Here is an 18,624-nt window from a genome sequence, read left to right on the forward strand (position 1 = left end):
ATTTGTTTATGAAAACATGTAAAAATATATTGTTATCAGTTCTGTTACTGTTTTCCCTTTCCTCTTGTTCCGATTGGTTCGAGGTAACGCCGGAAAACGAAATATCCAAAGAGGATTTATTCTCTACCTATGATGGTTTCCGGACAGCGCTGAACGGGATCTACCGAAATCTTTCCGGGGAGTCTCTTTACGGAAATAATCTTTCGTGGGGATTCATCAGTTTCTTAGGACAGAATTATGATCCGGCCTCGTGGATTGCCATGTACGATGTATCGGGTAGCGTTATGAATTATGATTACGAGAATGAAGATGTGAAGAGTGTCACGAAAGCGATTTGGGAAGGTGCGTTCAACACGATTGCCAATTGTAACGTGCTTATTCAGAATGCCGAGGAACACGGGAACGATTTCTTCTATGAAGGGGAGAACGAGAGAAATATCCTTATCGGAGAGGCGAAAGGGATTCGGGCGCTTGTGCATTTTGATATGCTGAGATTATTTGCTCCGGCGCCAGTTACAGGTGACAATGCGGCCTATGTACCGTATGTATCGGAATACTTGACTTCCCATCCGACTCATTTGCCGACATCCGTGGTATTAGATAGTATTATCAATGATTTGAAACAATCTCAGAGATTATTGGCCGAGTTCGATACATCGTACAACTCCGAAATGATGAAAAGTCCAAGTATGCGTTTTGATGGCAATGTAACAGGTTCGGCTAAAGGCGGTTCTTTCTTTGCCTATCGTGGAACCCGTATGAACTACGTGGCCGCAACCGCTTTGTTGGCTAGGGCCTACCAATACAAGGGTGATAAAGCTACGGCTTATCAATATGCTAACGAGGTTTACCGTTTCTATAATGAAAAGAAATGGTATAGTTTTACACCCGAAAGTAATATAAGTAACACGAATACAGAATATCGTAGATGTAAGTTGTTTGAAGATATTTTGTTAGCTTTCTACAACACGAATATATTTGACGTGTATGACAATTACATACAAAGACATTTTTATTGGACAGGTAATTACTGCCCGATAAAGAATAGGGCAAATTTATTTTTGGGAGATGAACAGGATTTCAGGTATCGTTATTTGATTGCTTCCAATACGACAAGTACCGGTTATTCGTTGAAATGGGTACCCGTGAAGGATGCCAGCGCTTTGTGGAACGTGCAATACCAGTATCCTCTTTTACCTGTTATGCGGATGAGTGAAGTGTTTTATATTATGTGCGAATATTTGGCGGATAATAATTTGACAGAGGCAATATCTTTATTGAACACCTTGAAAAAAGCCCGTGGTGCTGATGACATAAGTACCACTCTGACTAGAGATGCGTTTTTAGAGGCATTGTATACAGACGCAACCCGAGAGTTTATAGCCGAGGGACAAACGTTCTACCTATACAAGCGTTTGAATAGAAGTATGTATAATGGAGAGTACCCGATCGACATGACCGGAAAGTATATAGTTCCTCTTCCAGATAGTGAAAACATTACACAATAAAGGAGAAAATTATGAAAACGAGAATATTTGTACTATTCATATCTATCCTCGCATGGGTGGGATGTGATAGAAGAGAGATTCCCACTTATAATACGGGAAATCATTATATCGAATTCGAACGTGCAACAACGGACTCAACTATTTTTACGTTTATTTATCATCCGAATAATGATTACTACGAACTGCCTATCGCAGTGAAGATTGCGGGAGATGAGGCCGGGCGAGATTTGACTTACAGTATTGCGGTGGATGAAGAATTCACCACGGCCGAGAGTAAACACTATTCTCTGATGCCGGAGACCATGATATTTCGACAAGGAATGTTCCATGATACATGCTACGTTTGTTTGAATAAAACTGACGACTTGAGCAGTCGTTCTGTAAGGTTGGTACTTCGATTGGTGGCGACGTCTGATCTGCCGGTAGGTAAATTGGAAAATTCGGTGGCCGTTATCCAATTTTCGAATACGGTAGCCCGACCGGATTGGTGGAATTCTGACGTGGAAACGTATTATTTGGGAAGTTACTCGCAGAAAAAATTCCTTCTGTTTTTAGAGGTTACGGAGGCGGACTTGACAGGAGCAAGTGTTAGTGAAATACGAGCAGCCGCCTTGCTGTTCAAGCGTTACCTGTTGGATCACGTGGGTGAACCAGAAACGATAGATGAGGACGGACACCCGATGACAGTTCCTGTACTAGGATTGGAAGAGTTATAAACATAGTTTGACAAGTATGAATATGAAAAAGATAAAACTATTTTTAGGGTGTTTTATAGCCATGACGTTGCTATACGCCTGTTTTGATGACGAGGGAAATTATGATTTATCGGAATTAGCCACCGTGGGAATTCAACTATCCTATACTCAACCTTCGATTGGCGAGGAATATGTGATTGACCCGGTGATCGATTACAAGGGGGTGGATTCCACTGAATTTGGCTATACGTGGGTATGTGACATACAGGATACGTGGAGTGATACTATCTGCCGGGAAAAAATGTTGAGATATACTTTCACGGAAATAGCGAATTATAGAATTCGTTTGGTTGTAGAACACGTGCCAACCGGCGCATTAACGACAGCCGGTATATACGTGGGAAGTCGTTCCCGCTATTCTTCTGGATGGACGATTTTGTCAGAGCAGAATAATCAATCGATACTGAGTTATATCCGTGTGGACGAAGAGGAAGATAACAAGATCTATACTCTTTTCGAGAATATTTACACTACTCTTAGAGGGGATGAGTTAGGGACCGGGCCGGTTCGGATGGGGCGGCATTTCTCGTCTGAAAGTGATCAAATTTTAGTTATTCAAGAGAGTGGGGCGGTAGAGATTGACGGGTTGGATTTCTCGAAAGCAATAACCACACGGGAGGAATTTATTGGGGGAGTGTATCCTGCCGGTTTTGTACCTAGCCAAGCGGAATATGCTAGTCGGTTAGAAGCGGTTTTGGGGACTGACGGGAACGTGTACACGCGTATAAACCCGAATGGAAACTTCCAAGTATGCCAGTATAACACTCTTCCCGCATTTAATAATGCCCGGATCACGATGATGCATTACGGTGCATATCAAGGGTACATCTATATGTATGATGAATTGAACCACCGGATGATAGGTATTTGTGATGAACCGCAAGCTTATACGGGCATGGTTATCAACATGAAGATGGATCCGGATGGAGTGAATTCGGAAAACTTTACTCCATTGGATAATATGGGAGAGGGTACACAAGTTATGTTTATCGGTTCATATAATGTGGAAGGAGCCGGGGGGCGGGATTTCGTACAGGTGATTAAAAAAGGATCGGATTATTATTTCCAGACGTATAAAGTTTTTCATTCGAATGGCTCGTCTTTGATGTATGCTTTTGATGGGACGGAAGAATTGTTTGTCGGGAATAGCGAGGTTAATGATGATTCAAAGTATTGTATGGATGGGACCTCTTACTTTTATTTCACATCGAATAATATTCTCTATTATTGGAATCGGGTCAATCGAATGGAGCCATTCTACACGTTCCAAAGCAAGATTATCGATATTGAGCGTTATGCTAATGGTGAGGATCGGGAAGAAATTGGCGTCGGTTTGGAGAATGGGGAATTCTATATCCTGGATGCTTCTTACGAGGCTATAAGTGGCCAAAAGGAAAAGGTGTTGTTTAAGGCAGAAGGTTTAGGTCGTGTTGTAGATGTCCAGTACAAGTACGGGAACTTGTCGAATTTTAATAAAGAATCAAGATTATAGTTTTTACACACGGGGATAGCCATTGTGGCTTTCCTCGTGTACAGTAGTTTGTAAATTAAATGATTCAGAGATTGTAGTAAACAATCTCTAAGGGAGTGTTGTGTATAAAAAATAAGTCATTGTAAAAAGAAATTTATGGAAGAACCAATTGTAAGAGTGGAGCATTTATCCCATCGCTATAGTGTTCAGTGGGCAATCAGGGATATAAACTTCGAGATTAACCAGAAGGGGATTTTGGGGCTTTTAGGCTCGAACGGGGCGGGGAAGTCGACCACGATGAATATTATTTGTGGGGTATTGAACCAGACGGAAGGAACGGTTTATATTAATGGTATCGATACTCGTAAGCAACCCGTGGAGGCCAAGAAGTACATCGGTTTTCTGCCACAGAAACCGCCATTGTACACGGATCATAACGTGAGTGAATACCTCACGTATTGCGCTCATCTGCGGCTGATGGATGATCGGGAAGTGAAGGCCGCCGTGGTATCAGCCATGAAACGTTGTGGGATTGCTCATTTTAGTAAGCGGCTCGTGAAGAACCTTTCGGGGGGGTATCAACAGCGCTTGGGAATAGCGCAGGCCATCGTGCATAACCCGAAATTGGTGGTGCTGGATGAACCGACAAATGGTTTGGACCCGAACCAGATCTTGGAAATCAGGGATTTGATTCGGGAGATTGCGCAAGATCATGCCGTTTTGCTTTCCACTCATATTTTGTCGGAAGTAGAGGCCATTTGTCAGAATATTAAAATGATAGAACACGGTAATTTGATCTTTTCCGGGACGCTTGATGAATTTCATGACAGTGTTAAATCCAATACTTGCATTGTGAAGTTGGAGAATGCTCCTGCGGAAGGGGAATTAGGAAATATTCCGGGAGTGATCAAGGTGAAGAAACTCGATGAACATTCTTTCCGATTACAGTTCGAACAAGAAGGAGAAGAGGTGGCCAAACGAGTTGCGGAGATTTGTGTGAACCGGGGATGGAGGTTGAGCGAGATGCAGATGGAAAAGGTATCCATGGATGAGATTTTTGCCCAGCTATCGGGAAAACGAGTGGTTGATAAATTTTAATGTTACAGGATATGAAAACAATATATAGAATAGCGAAATCAGAACTAAACTCTTTATTTTGTTCCCCGATAGCCTGGTTGGTTTTGGTCATCTTTACTTTTCAGATGAGCATGGCTTTCACGGACAGGATTATATGGGAATTAAAAGATTTTGTCATCAATAACCGGGAAAAGGATGGAATGACGGCTTATTTTCTGCTTACCGGCTTCGGTACGCCATTATTTCCCGGTGTACTTTCTTATTTATATCTTTATTTTCCGTTGTTGACGATGGGGTTGATGAGCCGGGAATTTAGCAGTGGGTCCATTAAATTACTATATTCTTCCCCGATTACCAGCACGCAGATCGTGTTGGGGAAATATTTGTCGATGATGCTCTACGGGTTGATCATGCTGGCGATTGTTACGGTTTACGTGGTTTTTTACATGTTCGTGCTGAAGGACTTTGATTATCCCGTGGCGATTACCGGATTGATAGGTATTTACTTGATCATGTGCCTTTATTCAGCTGTGGGATTGTTTGTTTCCTGTTTAACCTCGTATCAAGTCGTGGCGGCTATCGGTACGTTTGCGGCGTTGACTATTTTACAGGTTATTGGCGGGGTTTTACAAGGAGTGGATTTCTGGAGAGATATTACTTATTGGATTTGTAGTGGTCCTCATGGTCCGATAGCCGGGTTAATTAATAGTGGTGACGTGTTATACTACTTTTTGATGCCCGCTTTATTTATAGGGATGTCCATTATGAAATTACAGTTCGCCCGACAGAGTAAACCGTGGTACACAAAAGTGATGAAGTATCTGGCTTTGGTGGTCGTGATCGTAGGGATTGGTTACGCAACTTCCCGGCGGACTACCGTGTGCATTACGGATCTTTCCCGTGACGAACAGTTAACCCTGACCCCGAAAAGCCGGGATATACTGGAACGTTTCAAGGGACAGGAGCTTACGTTAACAACTTATGTCAATATTATGGATGAGCATATGGCCGCCAAAGTGTTCCCAAAGAGCCGGATTGGGGATATGTCCGTGTTCAGTAAGTACTACCGTTTCAAGCCGGATATGAAGTTCAAGTATATTTATTATTACGATCACGTGTTGAACGGACATTCTTGTTGCGCACCGGGAGAAGATCTGGAAGAGGCTGCCCGAAAACAGGCTAAGGTGAACGGGTTGGATTTTGATGATGTGCTTTCTCCCGAGGAAATACGGAAGATTCATGATTTAAGCGGTGAAAATAATCAAGTTGTCCGTACGCTTGAAGATAGCGAGGGAAACTGGACCTATTTGCGAATGTTCAATGATCTGAATCCTTACCCGAGTGAACAGGAAATATCTGTTGCCTTGTTGCGGATGAAGGATGGAGCCGTAAAGATGGGTTCTCTCTACGGGCATGGTGAACGGGAAATGAACAAAAGCGGTGATCGGGAAATTGGGTGGCTCTTTACCAACGGTTCCGGTCGCGGGTCATTGATTAATCAAGGATTTGATCCGATAAGCGTACCGCTTACGGAAGAATGGGAGATTCCGGATGATCTGCAAATCCTTTTGATTATAGACCCGAAGGAACCTTTCTCGACGGTGGAGTTAGAAAAAATCCGTGCCTATGTAGCAAGTGGTCGTCATTTGATTCTTGCAACGGATGTTAATCGGTCGGAAATAACGGGAGAATTACTTGCGGATTTCGGGGTAAAGGCTTTACCTGGAATGCTGATACAACCTCGTAAAGATGAAGACCCGACGAATATTAACGCTGTTTTCACGCCGCAAGCAGGGGGGATTAATCCGATGTTTGCCCAGTGGGCAAATCGCAATTATCCGTTGAGTATGACAGGAGCCGTGGGGTTGAGTTACACGATGGATAAGGGGTATGACGTTGTACCGTTAGTGGTTTCACCAGTCGGTTCGTGGACTGAATTGGAAACGACGGATTTCGAGGGGGAAGTCCCGGTGTTTAATCCGAAAGCAGGGGAAATCAATCAACAGTTACCTGTGGTGCTTGCCTTGACCCGCCAATTGAACGGGAAGGAGCAGCGTATTTTGATTTTTGGAGATGCTGACTGGATGACGACCGGGGAGTTCAGCAAGAGTAGATATTATGGAGTGGCAAACGGACCGTTGACAACGCTTATGTGTAGTTGGATGGCTGATTATCAATACCCGACTTATTTTCCTCGCCCGGCACAACCGGATAATCACTTGAAATTGTCCTACCAGTCACGAGGGACCTTGAAGGTGGCGTTTGTCGTTGTCTTCCCGGCCGTGATCTTGTTGTTGTATCTTTTGGTGTGGTTTAAGAGAAGAGGTGAGTAGTAATTATTAAATGATAAAAAAGACATGGAATCTATTGTAAAAGTAGAGCATTTGTCCCATCGTTACACGGTGGATTGGGCAATTCAAGATATAAATTTCGAGGTGAACCGGAAGGGAATCTTGGGATTATTGGGATCTAACGGGGCGGGAAAGTCCACGACAATGAACATTATCTGTGGCGTGTTGAATCAAACGGATGGCACGGTGTATATTAACGGTATTGATACCCGCAAGAATCCCGTGGAGGCCAAAAAGAATATCGGTTTCCTACCGCAGAAACCACCCTTGTATTCGGACCACACGGTTGATGAATATCTTGAATTCTGTGCGGAATTGAGATTGATGGAACCCAAGAAAATCAAACAAGCCGTGGAGATGGCCAAGGAACGGTGTGGAATTACTCATTTCAGCAAGCGGTTGATCCGTAATCTTTCTGGTGGTTATCAACAACGTTTGGGAATAGCGCAAGCCATCATACATAGTCCTAAATTCGTGGTGCTAGATGAGCCGACGAACGGGTTGGATCCGAATCAGATTCTTGAGATTCGTAAGCTGATCAAGGAGATCGCTGTTGATCATGCCGTTTTACTTTCCACGCATATTCTGTCGGAAGTGCAAGCCATGTGCGACGACATCAAGATGATAGAACACGGGCATCTAGTCTTCTCCGGGACGCTGGAAGAATTCGATAATTACGTGAAACCGGACACGTTTATCGTGAAACTTGACAACCCTCCTGCCGATGAGGAAATATTGGCAATCCCCGGGGTGACTCGTCTCAAGCATTTGGATCGAAACACCTTGAGAGTACAGTTTGACAGGCGGGATGACATTTCTGAGGTGATGGCTGATACGTGTGTTCGTCACGGTTGGGGACTAAGCGAGATTATGTTGGAAAGAATTTCTTTGGAAGAGATTTTTGCACAGTTGTCAGGAAAAAGATTGATCGATAAATTTTAATAAACGTTATGAGAGTAATATATAAAATAGCAAAGTCGGAGTTAGGTACGCTCTTTTATTCTCCGATAGCTTGGTTAATTTTGGTCATATTCGTGTTTCAGGTTTTCGGCAGTTTTGCGAACTTGCTGGAATATACCGTTAACGCGAAAACCCTCGGACAAATGCAGGGATACCAGAGTTATATGCTTTTCGTGATCGGTGGTTTCGCCCCTTACACGACCATCCAATCTACCCTTTATCTTTACATTCCCCTGTTGACAATGGGGCTTATGAGCCGGGAATACAGCAGTGGTTCTATTAAATTACTTTTTTCTTCCCCGATTAGTAGTTTACAGATCATACTGGGAAAATACCTTTCCATGTTGATTTATGGGCTGATCATGATGGGGAGCGTGTTGGTACTAGTGGTCGTGGCGTTTTTCTCGATCAAAGATTTTGATCTTTCGCTCGTACTTTCCGGTTGGTTGGGCTTGTACTTGCTCATGGCGACTTACGCGGCTATCGGGCTTTTCATGTCGACCTTGACTTCTTACCAGATCATTGCGGCTTTAGGAACGTTGACTTTCATCAGCTTTTTAAACTTTATCGGTAGCTTGTGGCAACATATTGAGGGGGTGCGTGAAGTGATGTATTGGTTCTCGCTTAAAGGACGTGCGGATGAATCTATCCGGGGGCTGATTTGTAGCGAGGATATACTTTATTTTATTCTCGTTTCGGGAATGTTCCTTGGTTTTTCGGTGCTGAAACTGCAATTTGCTCGTCGGAGTTGTTCTGTGAGTGTGAAAGTGGGCAAGTATGTGGGACTGGTAGCCTGTGTTGCCTTACTCGGGTATGTCTCCACGATTCCTCAATTGAAGTGTTTCTATGACGCTACGGCTAACAAGGATCGCACGATCACCCCGAACAGTCAGGAAATACTGCGGCAGGTGGACGGAGGCTTGACGATTACTTCTTACGTTAATCTCCTTGACAAATTTGGTTATCTTGGAATGCCTTCTAACTGGTTTAATACCCGGAATATCTTCGAGACATTTACTCGTTTCAAGCCGGAGACGAAACTGAAAAGCTATTATTATTACGATAATAGTGCAGGGATGAATCTTTCCCGCGAGGAAATGGATAAGGCAATAGAGAGACTCGTGCTGACTTCCGATATTAATCCCAAAAGTATACTCACTCCGGAACAGATGAGGGAGAAGATCGATCTCTCTGCTGAGGAGTTCCGCTACGTGTTTCTAATAGAGCGGGAGAACGGGCAGAAAGCTTTCTTGCGTATGTTCGATGATCAGGGAAAGTATCCTTCTGAGGCGGAGATTTCCGCCGTATTGAAGACTATGGTAGCCGAGAGTCCGCGTATTGCTTTCTTGAGTGGACATGGCGAACGCAATATTTATGATGGTTCCGGGGTAAATTATACCTCGTTCACGACAGTTCTTGATTCAAGAAGTGCTTTAGTCAATCAAGGGTACACGCCATACACGCTCACGCTGACGGAAGGGGGAGATATTCCATCGGACGTGGATGTACTTGTTATCGCCGATTTGCGGAAAGCTTTGACGGATGATGAATTGATTCAAATTAAACGGTATATCGAACATGGGGGAAACTTAGTGGTGATCGGGGAACCGCGTCGGCAGGAATATATGGCGCCCGTGCTGGAGCAATTGGGACTCGCTTTTGTACCCGGTGTATTGGTACAGCCTCGCGAGGGGTACGTTGCTGATTATCTTTGGGCTAGGTTCACGCCGGAAGGGGCAAGATTGGAACCTGTTTTTGCTCGTATGTTGGAGTTGGATAATGTACTCACTATGCCTTCCGCGGCGGCTATTCGTAAGATAGGCGATCGGGGATTTGAGGCAATTCCCGTGTTTACAACTGAAACTACCGGATGTTGGAATGAGTTGGAAACGAAGAACTTTTCTCTCGAAGAACCCCGTCTGAATACGGCATTGGGAGAGGAGGAAAAAGCCTATGTTACCGGTTATGCCTTGCGTCGTGACGTGAAAGGAAAGGAACAGCGTGTCTTCGTGCTTGGGGATGCCGATTGTATCAGTAACGGGGAACTCGGAGCAAACCGGGAGTTCCGTCGCTCGAATTACGCGCTTACGGATGGAATGTTCCGTTGGCTTGTTTACGATGAGTATCCTATTGATGTCAGTCGTCCGGCAGCCAAGGATAATGACACGTACCTGACCCCGGGAGGATTCGCATGGATCAAGATATTCTTGCGTTGGATATGTCCGGTACTGATCGTGGTGTGTGGTTGCGTGATCTGGGTGATGAGGCGGATGAAGTAAAGAATTGCATTTGTATAAAGCGGTACCATTTAAAATGCTACCGCTTTATTTTAGTATGATATAAATTCTTCTTTATCCCCAGTTAGAATAACTAACAATAACATAGCTTTGTGGTCAACTAATAATTCACGAAGTGTTTTGTAGGCATTCTTTTTTAGCGTTTTGACTGTATTTACAGATATATTGAGAGTTGCTGCAATTTCGTTATTATCTTTGCCGTCTAGGCCGATCAAAATAATTTCTTTTGTTTGCGGAGGAAGTTTATCTATGGCGTTGTACAGAACACGTAAGGTTTCTTGGTAGGTAACTTCTTCAAAAAAGAATTGTTGTTCTTCCGTTTCATTTAAAAGGAATGAACGGGAGTATTCATGTTCAATTTTCAGATGTTTTAAATGGTTAAGGCAAAGATTACGAGCAGTGGTATATACGAAGGATTTTGCCTTCTCGATGGCATCGAAATCCATTCGTTTTTCATAGACTTTAATAAATGCATCTTGAGCGATGTCGTGAGCAATGGCCGCATCGTCCGTGTATTTCCGTGAAAATTGGTATACCGGATCAAAATATTTTAGGAAAAATAATTTAAAATTCTGCTTGTCCATTAGTACGTTAACTACATCTCTTAAAATAAATCACACAAAAATAGAATTTTTTTCTCATTTCATTCACCCACTTTAAAAACTTAGTTGTTATAGGGGGCAAATATCAAGAATATAGTTATGGATATGGAGTTAGAGAAACGTTACCGGATAGCTGAATGGATTGCAGAACAGATTGCGGGAATTCTTTCGGAAGAAGAACAGGCTTTGCTGGAAGATTGGCGGCAGGCTTCTCCCGAACATGAAGAAGAATACGAGCGTATCATTCAACGTTTGAAAAGCGATTTACGAAAAGTCCGAATGTCAGATGGTGAAAACGAGTGGAGACAATTTGAGCGTAAATTAGTTCGTGGTCGTAAAATACGACGGGTATGGTATTATGCGGCTGTGATTTCGGTGGGGATAACCGTTTTATTTGGCGTGTTACCCTTGTCGAGGCCTGATCACGTTCTCCCGTTGGCACAAATCGAGAGTAAAGGAATAAAAGAGAGTAAAGCGATTCTGATACTGGGAGACGGGAGAGAAATAAATCTTACGGATACAACTGGTAATGTCCTGGTTGAGAACGAGGAAGTGAAAGTTTCCGCATTGAATAATATGATAAGATACGATGAAAAGGAGGTAACAAACTCGCTCACAGAAGAATATAATACTTTGATTATCCCTCGTGGCGGAGAATACGAGTTGGAGTTAGCTGACGGAACCCGCGTGTGGCTTAATTCGGAATCAAAACTGGTTTATCCCGTTCGTTTTACTGGTAACTCCCGGGAAGTACAGATGGAAGGAGAAGTTTGTTTTCAGGTGGCGAAGAACGAGAAACAGCCGTTTGTCGTGAAAACAAAAGATGTGGCGGTGAAAGTACTGGGGACATTCTTTAACGTGGAGGCTTATCCTGAAAAGAAAGATGTGATTACCACGCTCGTGGAGGGCCGAATTAACGTGTCGGATGGGGAGAGGGAACGTGTTGTGGAACCGGGGCAACAAATTATCGCTACTGGTGATGAATTACTTGTTAAACAGGTGCGTGCGGAGGAATTTGTTAGTTGGACACGAGGAGTATGTTTTTTTACCGATACATCTTTGGAGCAAATTATGGAAAAGTTAAGCCGTTGGTATGACGTGGAGGTTGTTTTTACTCATCCTTCCTTACGTGATGCTCATTTTACTTTGGAAATTAAACGATATGATAATATTTCGGATGTTCTGGTAAGAATAGAGAAAACTGAACGGGTGAAGTTCCGTGTGGAAGGAAATGTCGTGACTGTTGACGAATGAAAGAAATAAAAGCAGAATATACTGGCATATATCCCGCTTTTTTTCATGTATAACTAATCCCATGCAAGTGGAATCAATTATTTTTAAACGTTATCAACAAAAGTATGAAAAAAAATCTTTGGAATGGTGGTTTATTTCCTAGAAAATTACCACGAAAACCTATTGTTATGAAAACGCTGTTAGCTTTATTCCTATTTATGAATGTGAGTGTTGTCTCCACGTATGCACAACAACAGAAAAAAATGGATATTTCAGTGGACAAAATGCCATTGATAGATGTCCTTGTGCAAATCCGCCAAATGAGTGGTTTCGCTTTCGTATACGATAGTGATGCCGTGAAAAAAGCGGCGCCTGTATCACTGAAGATGAAAAATGTGACAGTTCAAGAGATTCTTGATAAATGTTTTGCCGGAACTTTATTTACTTACTTGATGGAAGATAATCTGGTGATCATTAAGCTACAGAAAAGTCCCGTGGTGGGGAAACAAGTTGAGAATCAAAAGATTACCGGTGTCGTGACGGACGAGAAAAAGATGCCGTTGCCCGGAGTAACGGTTGTGGTAAAAGGGGTAACTTTGGGGACAGCTACTGATATGAATGGTCGATTCTCTTTACTTTTACCAACAATAAAGGATGTATCTTTGCTCTTTTCATTCATCGGGATGGAAACAACGGAGGTGAAGTACACGGGACAAGATACGATCAATGTTGTGATGAAAGAGGAACAGTCCGAATTGTCGGAGGTCGTTGTAACGGGCTACCAGACCATCGATCGCCGGAAAAACACGAGTGCCGTTCAGTCTATTGAAATGGACAAGATCAAAGTTCCCGGGGTTCAGACGATAGATCAGTTACTCGAATCGCACGTACCGGGAATGATATTCATGCAAAATTCCGGGCAGGTAGGTGCGGCCCCGAAATTGCGTATTCGTGGTACGTCAACTATCCTCGGTAATCAAGAACCTGTGTGGGTATTGGATGGTATCGTGCTACGTGATCCGGTGAATGTAAGTCCTTCATTGATTAATAATTTGGACTTCGTGAATCTGGTCGGTAATGCGATTTCCGGTATTAACCCGGAAGACATCGAGCGTATCGACATCCTAAAAGATGCCTCTGCTACGGCTCTTTACGGGGCGAAAGCGGCAAACGGGGTGATTAATATCACGACTAAGAAAGGAAAGGCGGGTCCTCCTTCCGTGACGTATAGCATGAACGGTAAGTTTACTGCCCGTCCCCGTTACACGGACAAGAGTATCTATCTGATGAACTCCAAAGAGCGCATCGCTTATTCTAAGGAAATCATAGAGAAAGGATTATCCTACCCGACAATCAAGAATTGGGTAGGTTACGAGGGTGCCTTGGAAAAGTATAACAACGGAATATATACCTATCAACAATTTACAGACGAGGTGGCAAGACTGGAAACCGTGAATACAGACTGGTTCGATTTGATCACGGAGGACGTGTTCTCCAATAGTCACACGTTAAGCCTGTCGGGAGGTAGTTCGAATGTACGTTACTATGCATCCTTGGGATATTCCAACGAGAAAGGGGTTATCAAGGGAGAGAAAAATGATCGTTACTCTGCGAGCTTGAACGTCAACGGGAACTTCAATAAATTTATCTTCTCTTTCGGTATGCTGGCCAATAAAGGTGTGCGAGAATACGTGAACAGCGAGGTGAATATTTTGGATTATGCTTACAATACCTCTCGCGCCATTCCGGCGTTCAACGAGGATGGCAGTTTATACTTCTATGATGTAGAGGGTACATCGAATGCTAGTGCCGGATTGCCATTGGCTTTTAACGCCCTGCACGAGATGAAAAATTACCGGGATGAGTACAACAGCTCCGGTGTAACTTTAAATATGAATTTGAATTACCGTTTCAACGATTGGTTGAAAACGCAATTTATATTTTCTTATAGTATCAACAATACCATGCAGGAAACATTTATTGATGCAAACTCGTTTTACGCCTCTAACCTGCGGGGAACGAACTATGGAGAGGAATTGACTACCGACATGAAATCCAAGAGTCTCTTGCCCGTGGGGGGCGAGTACCGTGAAGATTTTACTCGCAATGATAATTACACAACCCGTTTACAATTTGACTTCACAAAATTCTTGGATTGTGACAGCAAACACTTGATCAATGCTGCATTAGGGTTTGAATTAGCCTCTTCTAAATACGACGGGAAACGCCAGACACACCGCGGTTATCTACCCGAGCGGGGAAAGATATTTGCAGAGATTGACCCGGATGTGTATCCGGAGTTTACCAAGTGGAAAATGAAAGACGAAAATGCTAGGAGTATTGTCACGGATAACATACAGAACGAAATGTCCGCTTATTTCACGTTGACTTATACGTTGAATAACGCTTATTCATTCAATTTCAACACCCGAGCAGATGCATCCAACAAGTTTGGGGATCGTAGTAATGAAAAAATATTGCCCGTGTGGTCCGTTTCGGCAAGCTGGGATATGAAAGCCAATATCTTGAAAGACATTAGTTGGGTGAATGGTTTGTCCGTGCGCGGTTCTTTCGGTTACCAAGGAAATATGCTGAGCAATCAGACGCCTGAGTTGATCATCAAGAAGGGCAACATGAATAATTATTTCGAAGAATACGAGTCCAATATCGAGCATTACCCGAATCCCAATTTACGCTGGGAAAAAACAGGAGCCTTCAACGGATCGGTGGATTTTGCACTCTTGGACAATCGCATTCGGGGAACCTTGTCCTATTTCTACAAGAAAACGAAGGATGCCTTCTTGAGTAAGACCGTGGCGGACATCAACGGGGTAGAAACCTACGTGATCAACTCAGGTACGCTTGAAAATAAGGGATTCGAGATCAGTTTCAACTTTACTCCGTTCAAAGCCGGAGGAGAAGTTGGTGGTTTTCGCTGGGATATTGACCCGCAGATTGGACAGGTGCTGAACACCTTGTTGACCAAAGCGGTAAACAACAATAGCTTTGAGAAAGAACAGGATGAGATATTCTATACCAACTACCTCGACGGTTCCGCCTTGATCGAGGGCGAACCCTTGAACACCTTCTTCTCTTATAAATTCATGGGCCTCTCTCCCGAGGACGGGCGCCCGATGTACTACGATGTGGAAAAAGAACACGAGGAAGAGTATTTGGAGATGGACCGGGAAGAAGTCTTCCGCCGGGTGATGAAAGTTTCCGGTACCCGTGTGCCCGTGCTACAAGGTGGTGTGACGAACACATTCTCCTACAAGCGTATGTCGTTAAGTTTGAACTTTGCGTATTCCTTTGGTTCTAAGATCCGGTTGATGCGCCTTTATGGGGCAAACAGCAACGGAACCACCGTTGCCCCGCTTCCTGAGAGAAACGTACGTCGGGAATTCGTGAAACGTTGGCAGCGTCCGGGGGACGAGAAACACACCAACATTCCCGGCTTATTACCTAACAGCGAGTATGCCTCGACTTTGCGTCCTTGGTGGAAGACGGGGAATAACAATTCCATAAACTTTGCTGATAATATTTGGCAGATGTATGATAACTCTGATATTCGCACCGTGAGCGGTAATTACTTGAAACTGCAATCTTTCGTGTTTAATTACACCTTGCCCGATGAATTCTGCAAGAAATTGTTACTGAAATCGGCGTACATCGGTGTATCCGGGAGCAATCTATTTACTATTTGTAGTTCTAAGCTCAAGGGACAGGATCCCACGCAATCGGGAACGACCGACCAGTTGAACCTCTCCATTCGTCCCTCGTACTCGGTTAATTTAGGTGTCACTTTTTAATTCGATAATACTATGAAAAACAATATAATAATAACTTGTTACACCTGCTTTCTGTTTCTTTTCAGCTCATGTGACTCTTTCTTGGAGGAATATTCTCAGGATTTGACTTATGCAAAAACGGCTGCAGACTTGGATGAGATTCTTATCGGAGACGGTTATATGAAAGTTTCGACAGATCTGATTTCATTAGGAAATTCAGATGGTTACTATTTCCCTTGGTTGCATGTAATGGATGACGACATTGCACAAATATCCACGGGATGGAGTGCCGATGGATCCGTGTTTACCAACTTTGCTGATTTCTACCTTTGGAGTGAATACCCTTATATGCGTGAGGGAAAAGAGGTGGACGATGTCGATTGGAAACGCCTCTACAAACACATCAATTCCTTGAACGTTATCCTTTCTAAGACTGGAGAGATAAATAACGATCTTCCCGGGGAGATTGACCGCATCAAGGGAGAATGCTATTTTCTGCGTGGGGTATATTACTTTTACTTGGTCAACCTTTATGCGAAACCTTATGCAAAAGCTACTGCATCCACCGACTTGGGTGTTCCTGTGAAAACTACGGAATACGTGGAGGATATCTACTTTAAGCGTAACACGATGGAAGAAACGTACGCCCGTATCACGGAAGATCTTACTGAGGCTGCACGGTTACTGAAAGGCAAAAAACACAAGACTGTTTATCGTGCCGGATTCCATGCTGCTCACGCTTTCTTGAGTCGCGTGTACCTCTACATGGAGCAGTACGACAAGTCAATCGCGTCCGCTGATTCTGTGTTGCAAGGCAATTATTCCTTACTTGATTATAACGAACGTTTTGCTCTTGTGCAGCCGGACTCTTGGGGTACAATAAACGAGGGGGTCAGCGTGACTTATAAAGATTCTCCAGAAACGATATTTTCGCAAGGTGGTAATTGTTTTGAAAATTCTCTTTCGGATATGACCGACATGAGTAATTTCAACGTGTCGGACGACTTGGTAGCCATGTTTAGTAAAGAACTGGGCAATGATTTGCGTTTCGGTTCGTGGTTGGGTATATATAAGGATCCTTGGAATGCTGTATACAAGGTGAGAAAACTCGTGGATGATAAGGACGGGATGGTATCATCCGAGTGTTTGTTACGCTTATCTGAAGTTTTTCTGAACAAGGCAGAAGCTTTAGCCATGCTTTCTCGTGAGGATGAGGCGATGAATTTGATTGAGGAGTTACGGGTAAAACGAATGAAACAGGGATCATATACTCCGCTCGATAAGAGAACGGGAGAGAAGCTGGTACAGCTCGTTCGTGACGAGCGCCGCCGTGAACTCTGTTTCGAGGGGCATCGCTGGTTCGACTTGCGCCGTTATGCCGTGAATTCAGTCTATCCTTATACCAAACAGATCATACACGATTACTATTTCTATAATAACACGACGGGGACCCGTGAGTATTTAGGAAGCTACCGCCTGAACGAGTATGGTGAAGAACCCGCCTACGTTATCCCGATTCCGCGTTCCGTGATTGAGTTTAATAAGGGAAATATGGTGGATAATGCCACTCGCCCGCAGAGAGAAATGTTTAAACGTTTTTAATCTTACTGGAAATGAAATATTATATATTACTTCTCGGAATCCTGTTTTTCGTAACAGGATGTAGCAAAGAAAATGACTTAACACCGTCTCCTGCGGGTAAGAATTGGTTTCAACTTGAGGATGATTCTGCCGATCGAGTGCAACACGCCGCCTACGAGGTGTACACCGAGTGGGGTATCCCCGTATTCTGTCACGACACGATTGGAAGTGAGGAACGGGGGACTGATCACGATGGTAATATCATCGTGTTTCATAAAGTACTAGACTTAAATTATAATATGAACAATCCTGCTAATTTGAATAGCGTCACCAATAAAAAACGTATCTTGATACGTGATGAGACGGACCGCTTGGCGGGCATCAAGTTCGTGGATGAGGTGTTTTTACCTGAGGTGCCGGATGGTTTTTACATCCAGTCCATTCTCTTGCTGGACTCGCTCTATGAGCAAGAAAGAGAGGGAGGGGAGAAAAAAATGTTAAAAATGCATCAGGGAATGGAAACGCTTGCAGTAGCGGATATTCCGTTGATTGCTGATATGAGCGTTGAAGAGCAAGTGGAACGGGCAGGGGAGATTATTACTTACATGACATTGAACTTTTTGGCAAAGAACCCTTCTGATCGCTTAACAGACTTCAAACGGGTTAGCTACGATCCTACCACGCAGAGAAGCTTTTACGAAATGTCGGTGAGGGCTCCTTATTATCCGGGGGATCTCTCCTGCTTGGAACCAGCCCATTGGGAAACGTATGGTTTTTTGGATTTCGATCGTTCTAAATATCACTATATTGACGGTTCTGAAATTGGCAGTTGGTATTATACACTTGGGGGCGAAGATGCTGACGTTGAAGATTTCGTTATGGCAGCGGTATCCTATAGAGAGAACGATTTCAAGGCGGAATACGCAGACTACCCGAAAGTGTTGGAGAAATTTGCTATCATACGCGAGATCCTTGGGGAGATTGGATTTAAATTGAAGTAA

At 43.6% G+C, this 18,624-nt stretch carries 12 protein-coding genes; 11 read left to right on the forward strand and 1 reads right to left on the reverse strand.

Going from position 1 to position 18,624, the window contains the following annotated elements; all coding sequences use genetic code 11:
* Nucleotides 1–8 precede the first annotated feature (8 nt).
* The 7 genes from F1644_RS00145 to F1644_RS00175 all read left to right on the forward strand — a co-directional run bounded on the left by F1644_RS00145 (nucleotide 9) and on the right by F1644_RS00175 (nucleotide 10,401).
* Nucleotides 9–1,508, forward strand: coding sequence for a RagB/SusD family nutrient uptake outer membrane protein (locus F1644_RS00145; RefSeq protein WP_087420102.1), 1,500 nt, complete (start codon nucleotides 9–11; stop codon nucleotides 1,506–1,508).
* An 11-nt stretch (nucleotides 1,509–1,519) separates the two neighbouring features.
* Nucleotides 1,520–2,224, forward strand: a complete 705-nt coding sequence (locus F1644_RS00150; RefSeq protein WP_087420103.1) for a DUF4843 domain-containing protein — start codon at nucleotides 1,520–1,522, stop codon at nucleotides 2,222–2,224.
* A 22-nt stretch (nucleotides 2,225–2,246) separates the two neighbouring features.
* Nucleotides 2,247–3,755 carry a PKD-like family lipoprotein gene (locus F1644_RS00155; RefSeq protein ID WP_158571826.1) on the forward strand — a complete coding sequence of 503 codons (1,509 nt, stop codon included), beginning with the start codon at nucleotides 2,247–2,249 and terminating at the stop codon, nucleotides 3,753–3,755.
* A gap of 135 nt (nucleotides 3,756–3,890) precedes the next feature.
* Entirely contained in the window at nucleotides 3,891–4,832 is a 942-nt protein-coding gene (locus F1644_RS00160) for an ABC transporter ATP-binding protein (protein ID WP_087420105.1), read from the forward strand.
* A gap of 11 nt (nucleotides 4,833–4,843) precedes the next feature.
* Nucleotides 4,844–7,144: a Gldg family protein gene (locus F1644_RS00165; RefSeq protein WP_158571827.1), complete on the forward strand. Its 2,301-nt coding sequence runs from the start codon at nucleotides 4,844–4,846 to the stop codon at nucleotides 7,142–7,144.
* Nucleotides 7,145–7,168: 24 nt separating this feature from the next.
* Complete coding sequence (locus tag F1644_RS00170) at nucleotides 7,169–8,104, forward strand: ABC transporter ATP-binding protein (RefSeq protein WP_118258534.1); 936 nt, start codon at nucleotides 7,169–7,171, stop codon at nucleotides 8,102–8,104.
* 8 nt (nucleotides 8,105–8,112) lie between these two features.
* On the forward strand, nucleotides 8,113–10,401 hold the full coding sequence (locus F1644_RS00175; RefSeq protein WP_118302572.1) for a Gldg family protein: 2,289 nt from the start codon (nucleotides 8,113–8,115) through the stop codon (nucleotides 10,399–10,401).
* Nucleotides 10,402–10,451: 50 nt separating this feature from the next.
* Here the strand turns inward: F1644_RS00175 and F1644_RS00180 are convergent, their stop codons facing one another.
* Nucleotides 10,452–11,003, reverse strand: a complete 552-nt coding sequence (locus F1644_RS00180) for an RNA polymerase sigma factor (RefSeq protein WP_118302570.1) — start codon at nucleotides 11,001–11,003, stop codon at nucleotides 10,452–10,454.
* Nucleotides 11,004–11,120: 117 nt separating this feature from the next.
* Between F1644_RS00180 and F1644_RS00185 the strand changes: the two genes are divergently transcribed.
* From F1644_RS00185 to F1644_RS00200, 4 genes are all read left to right on the forward strand, one after another.
* On the forward strand, nucleotides 11,121–12,275 hold the full coding sequence (locus F1644_RS00185) for a FecR family protein (protein ID WP_118302568.1): 1,155 nt from the start codon (nucleotides 11,121–11,123) through the stop codon (nucleotides 12,273–12,275).
* Nucleotides 12,276–12,442: 167 nt separating this feature from the next.
* Nucleotides 12,443–16,063, forward strand: coding sequence for a SusC/RagA family TonB-linked outer membrane protein (locus F1644_RS00190; protein ID WP_229782378.1), 3,621 nt, complete (start codon nucleotides 12,443–12,445; stop codon nucleotides 16,061–16,063).
* Between the two features lie 12 nt (nucleotides 16,064–16,075).
* A complete protein-coding gene (locus F1644_RS00195) occupies nucleotides 16,076–17,644 on the forward strand; it encodes a RagB/SusD family nutrient uptake outer membrane protein (RefSeq protein WP_118302564.1) in 1,569 nt (522 codons plus the stop codon).
* 11 nt (nucleotides 17,645–17,655) lie between these two features.
* Nucleotides 17,656–18,624: a hypothetical protein gene (locus tag F1644_RS00200; protein ID WP_118302562.1), complete on the forward strand. Its 969-nt coding sequence runs from the start codon at nucleotides 17,656–17,658 to the stop codon at nucleotides 18,622–18,624.

The organism is Butyricimonas paravirosa, assembly GCF_032878955.1.
Classification (GTDB): Bacteria; Bacteroidota; Bacteroidia; order Bacteroidales; family Marinifilaceae; genus Butyricimonas; species Butyricimonas paravirosa.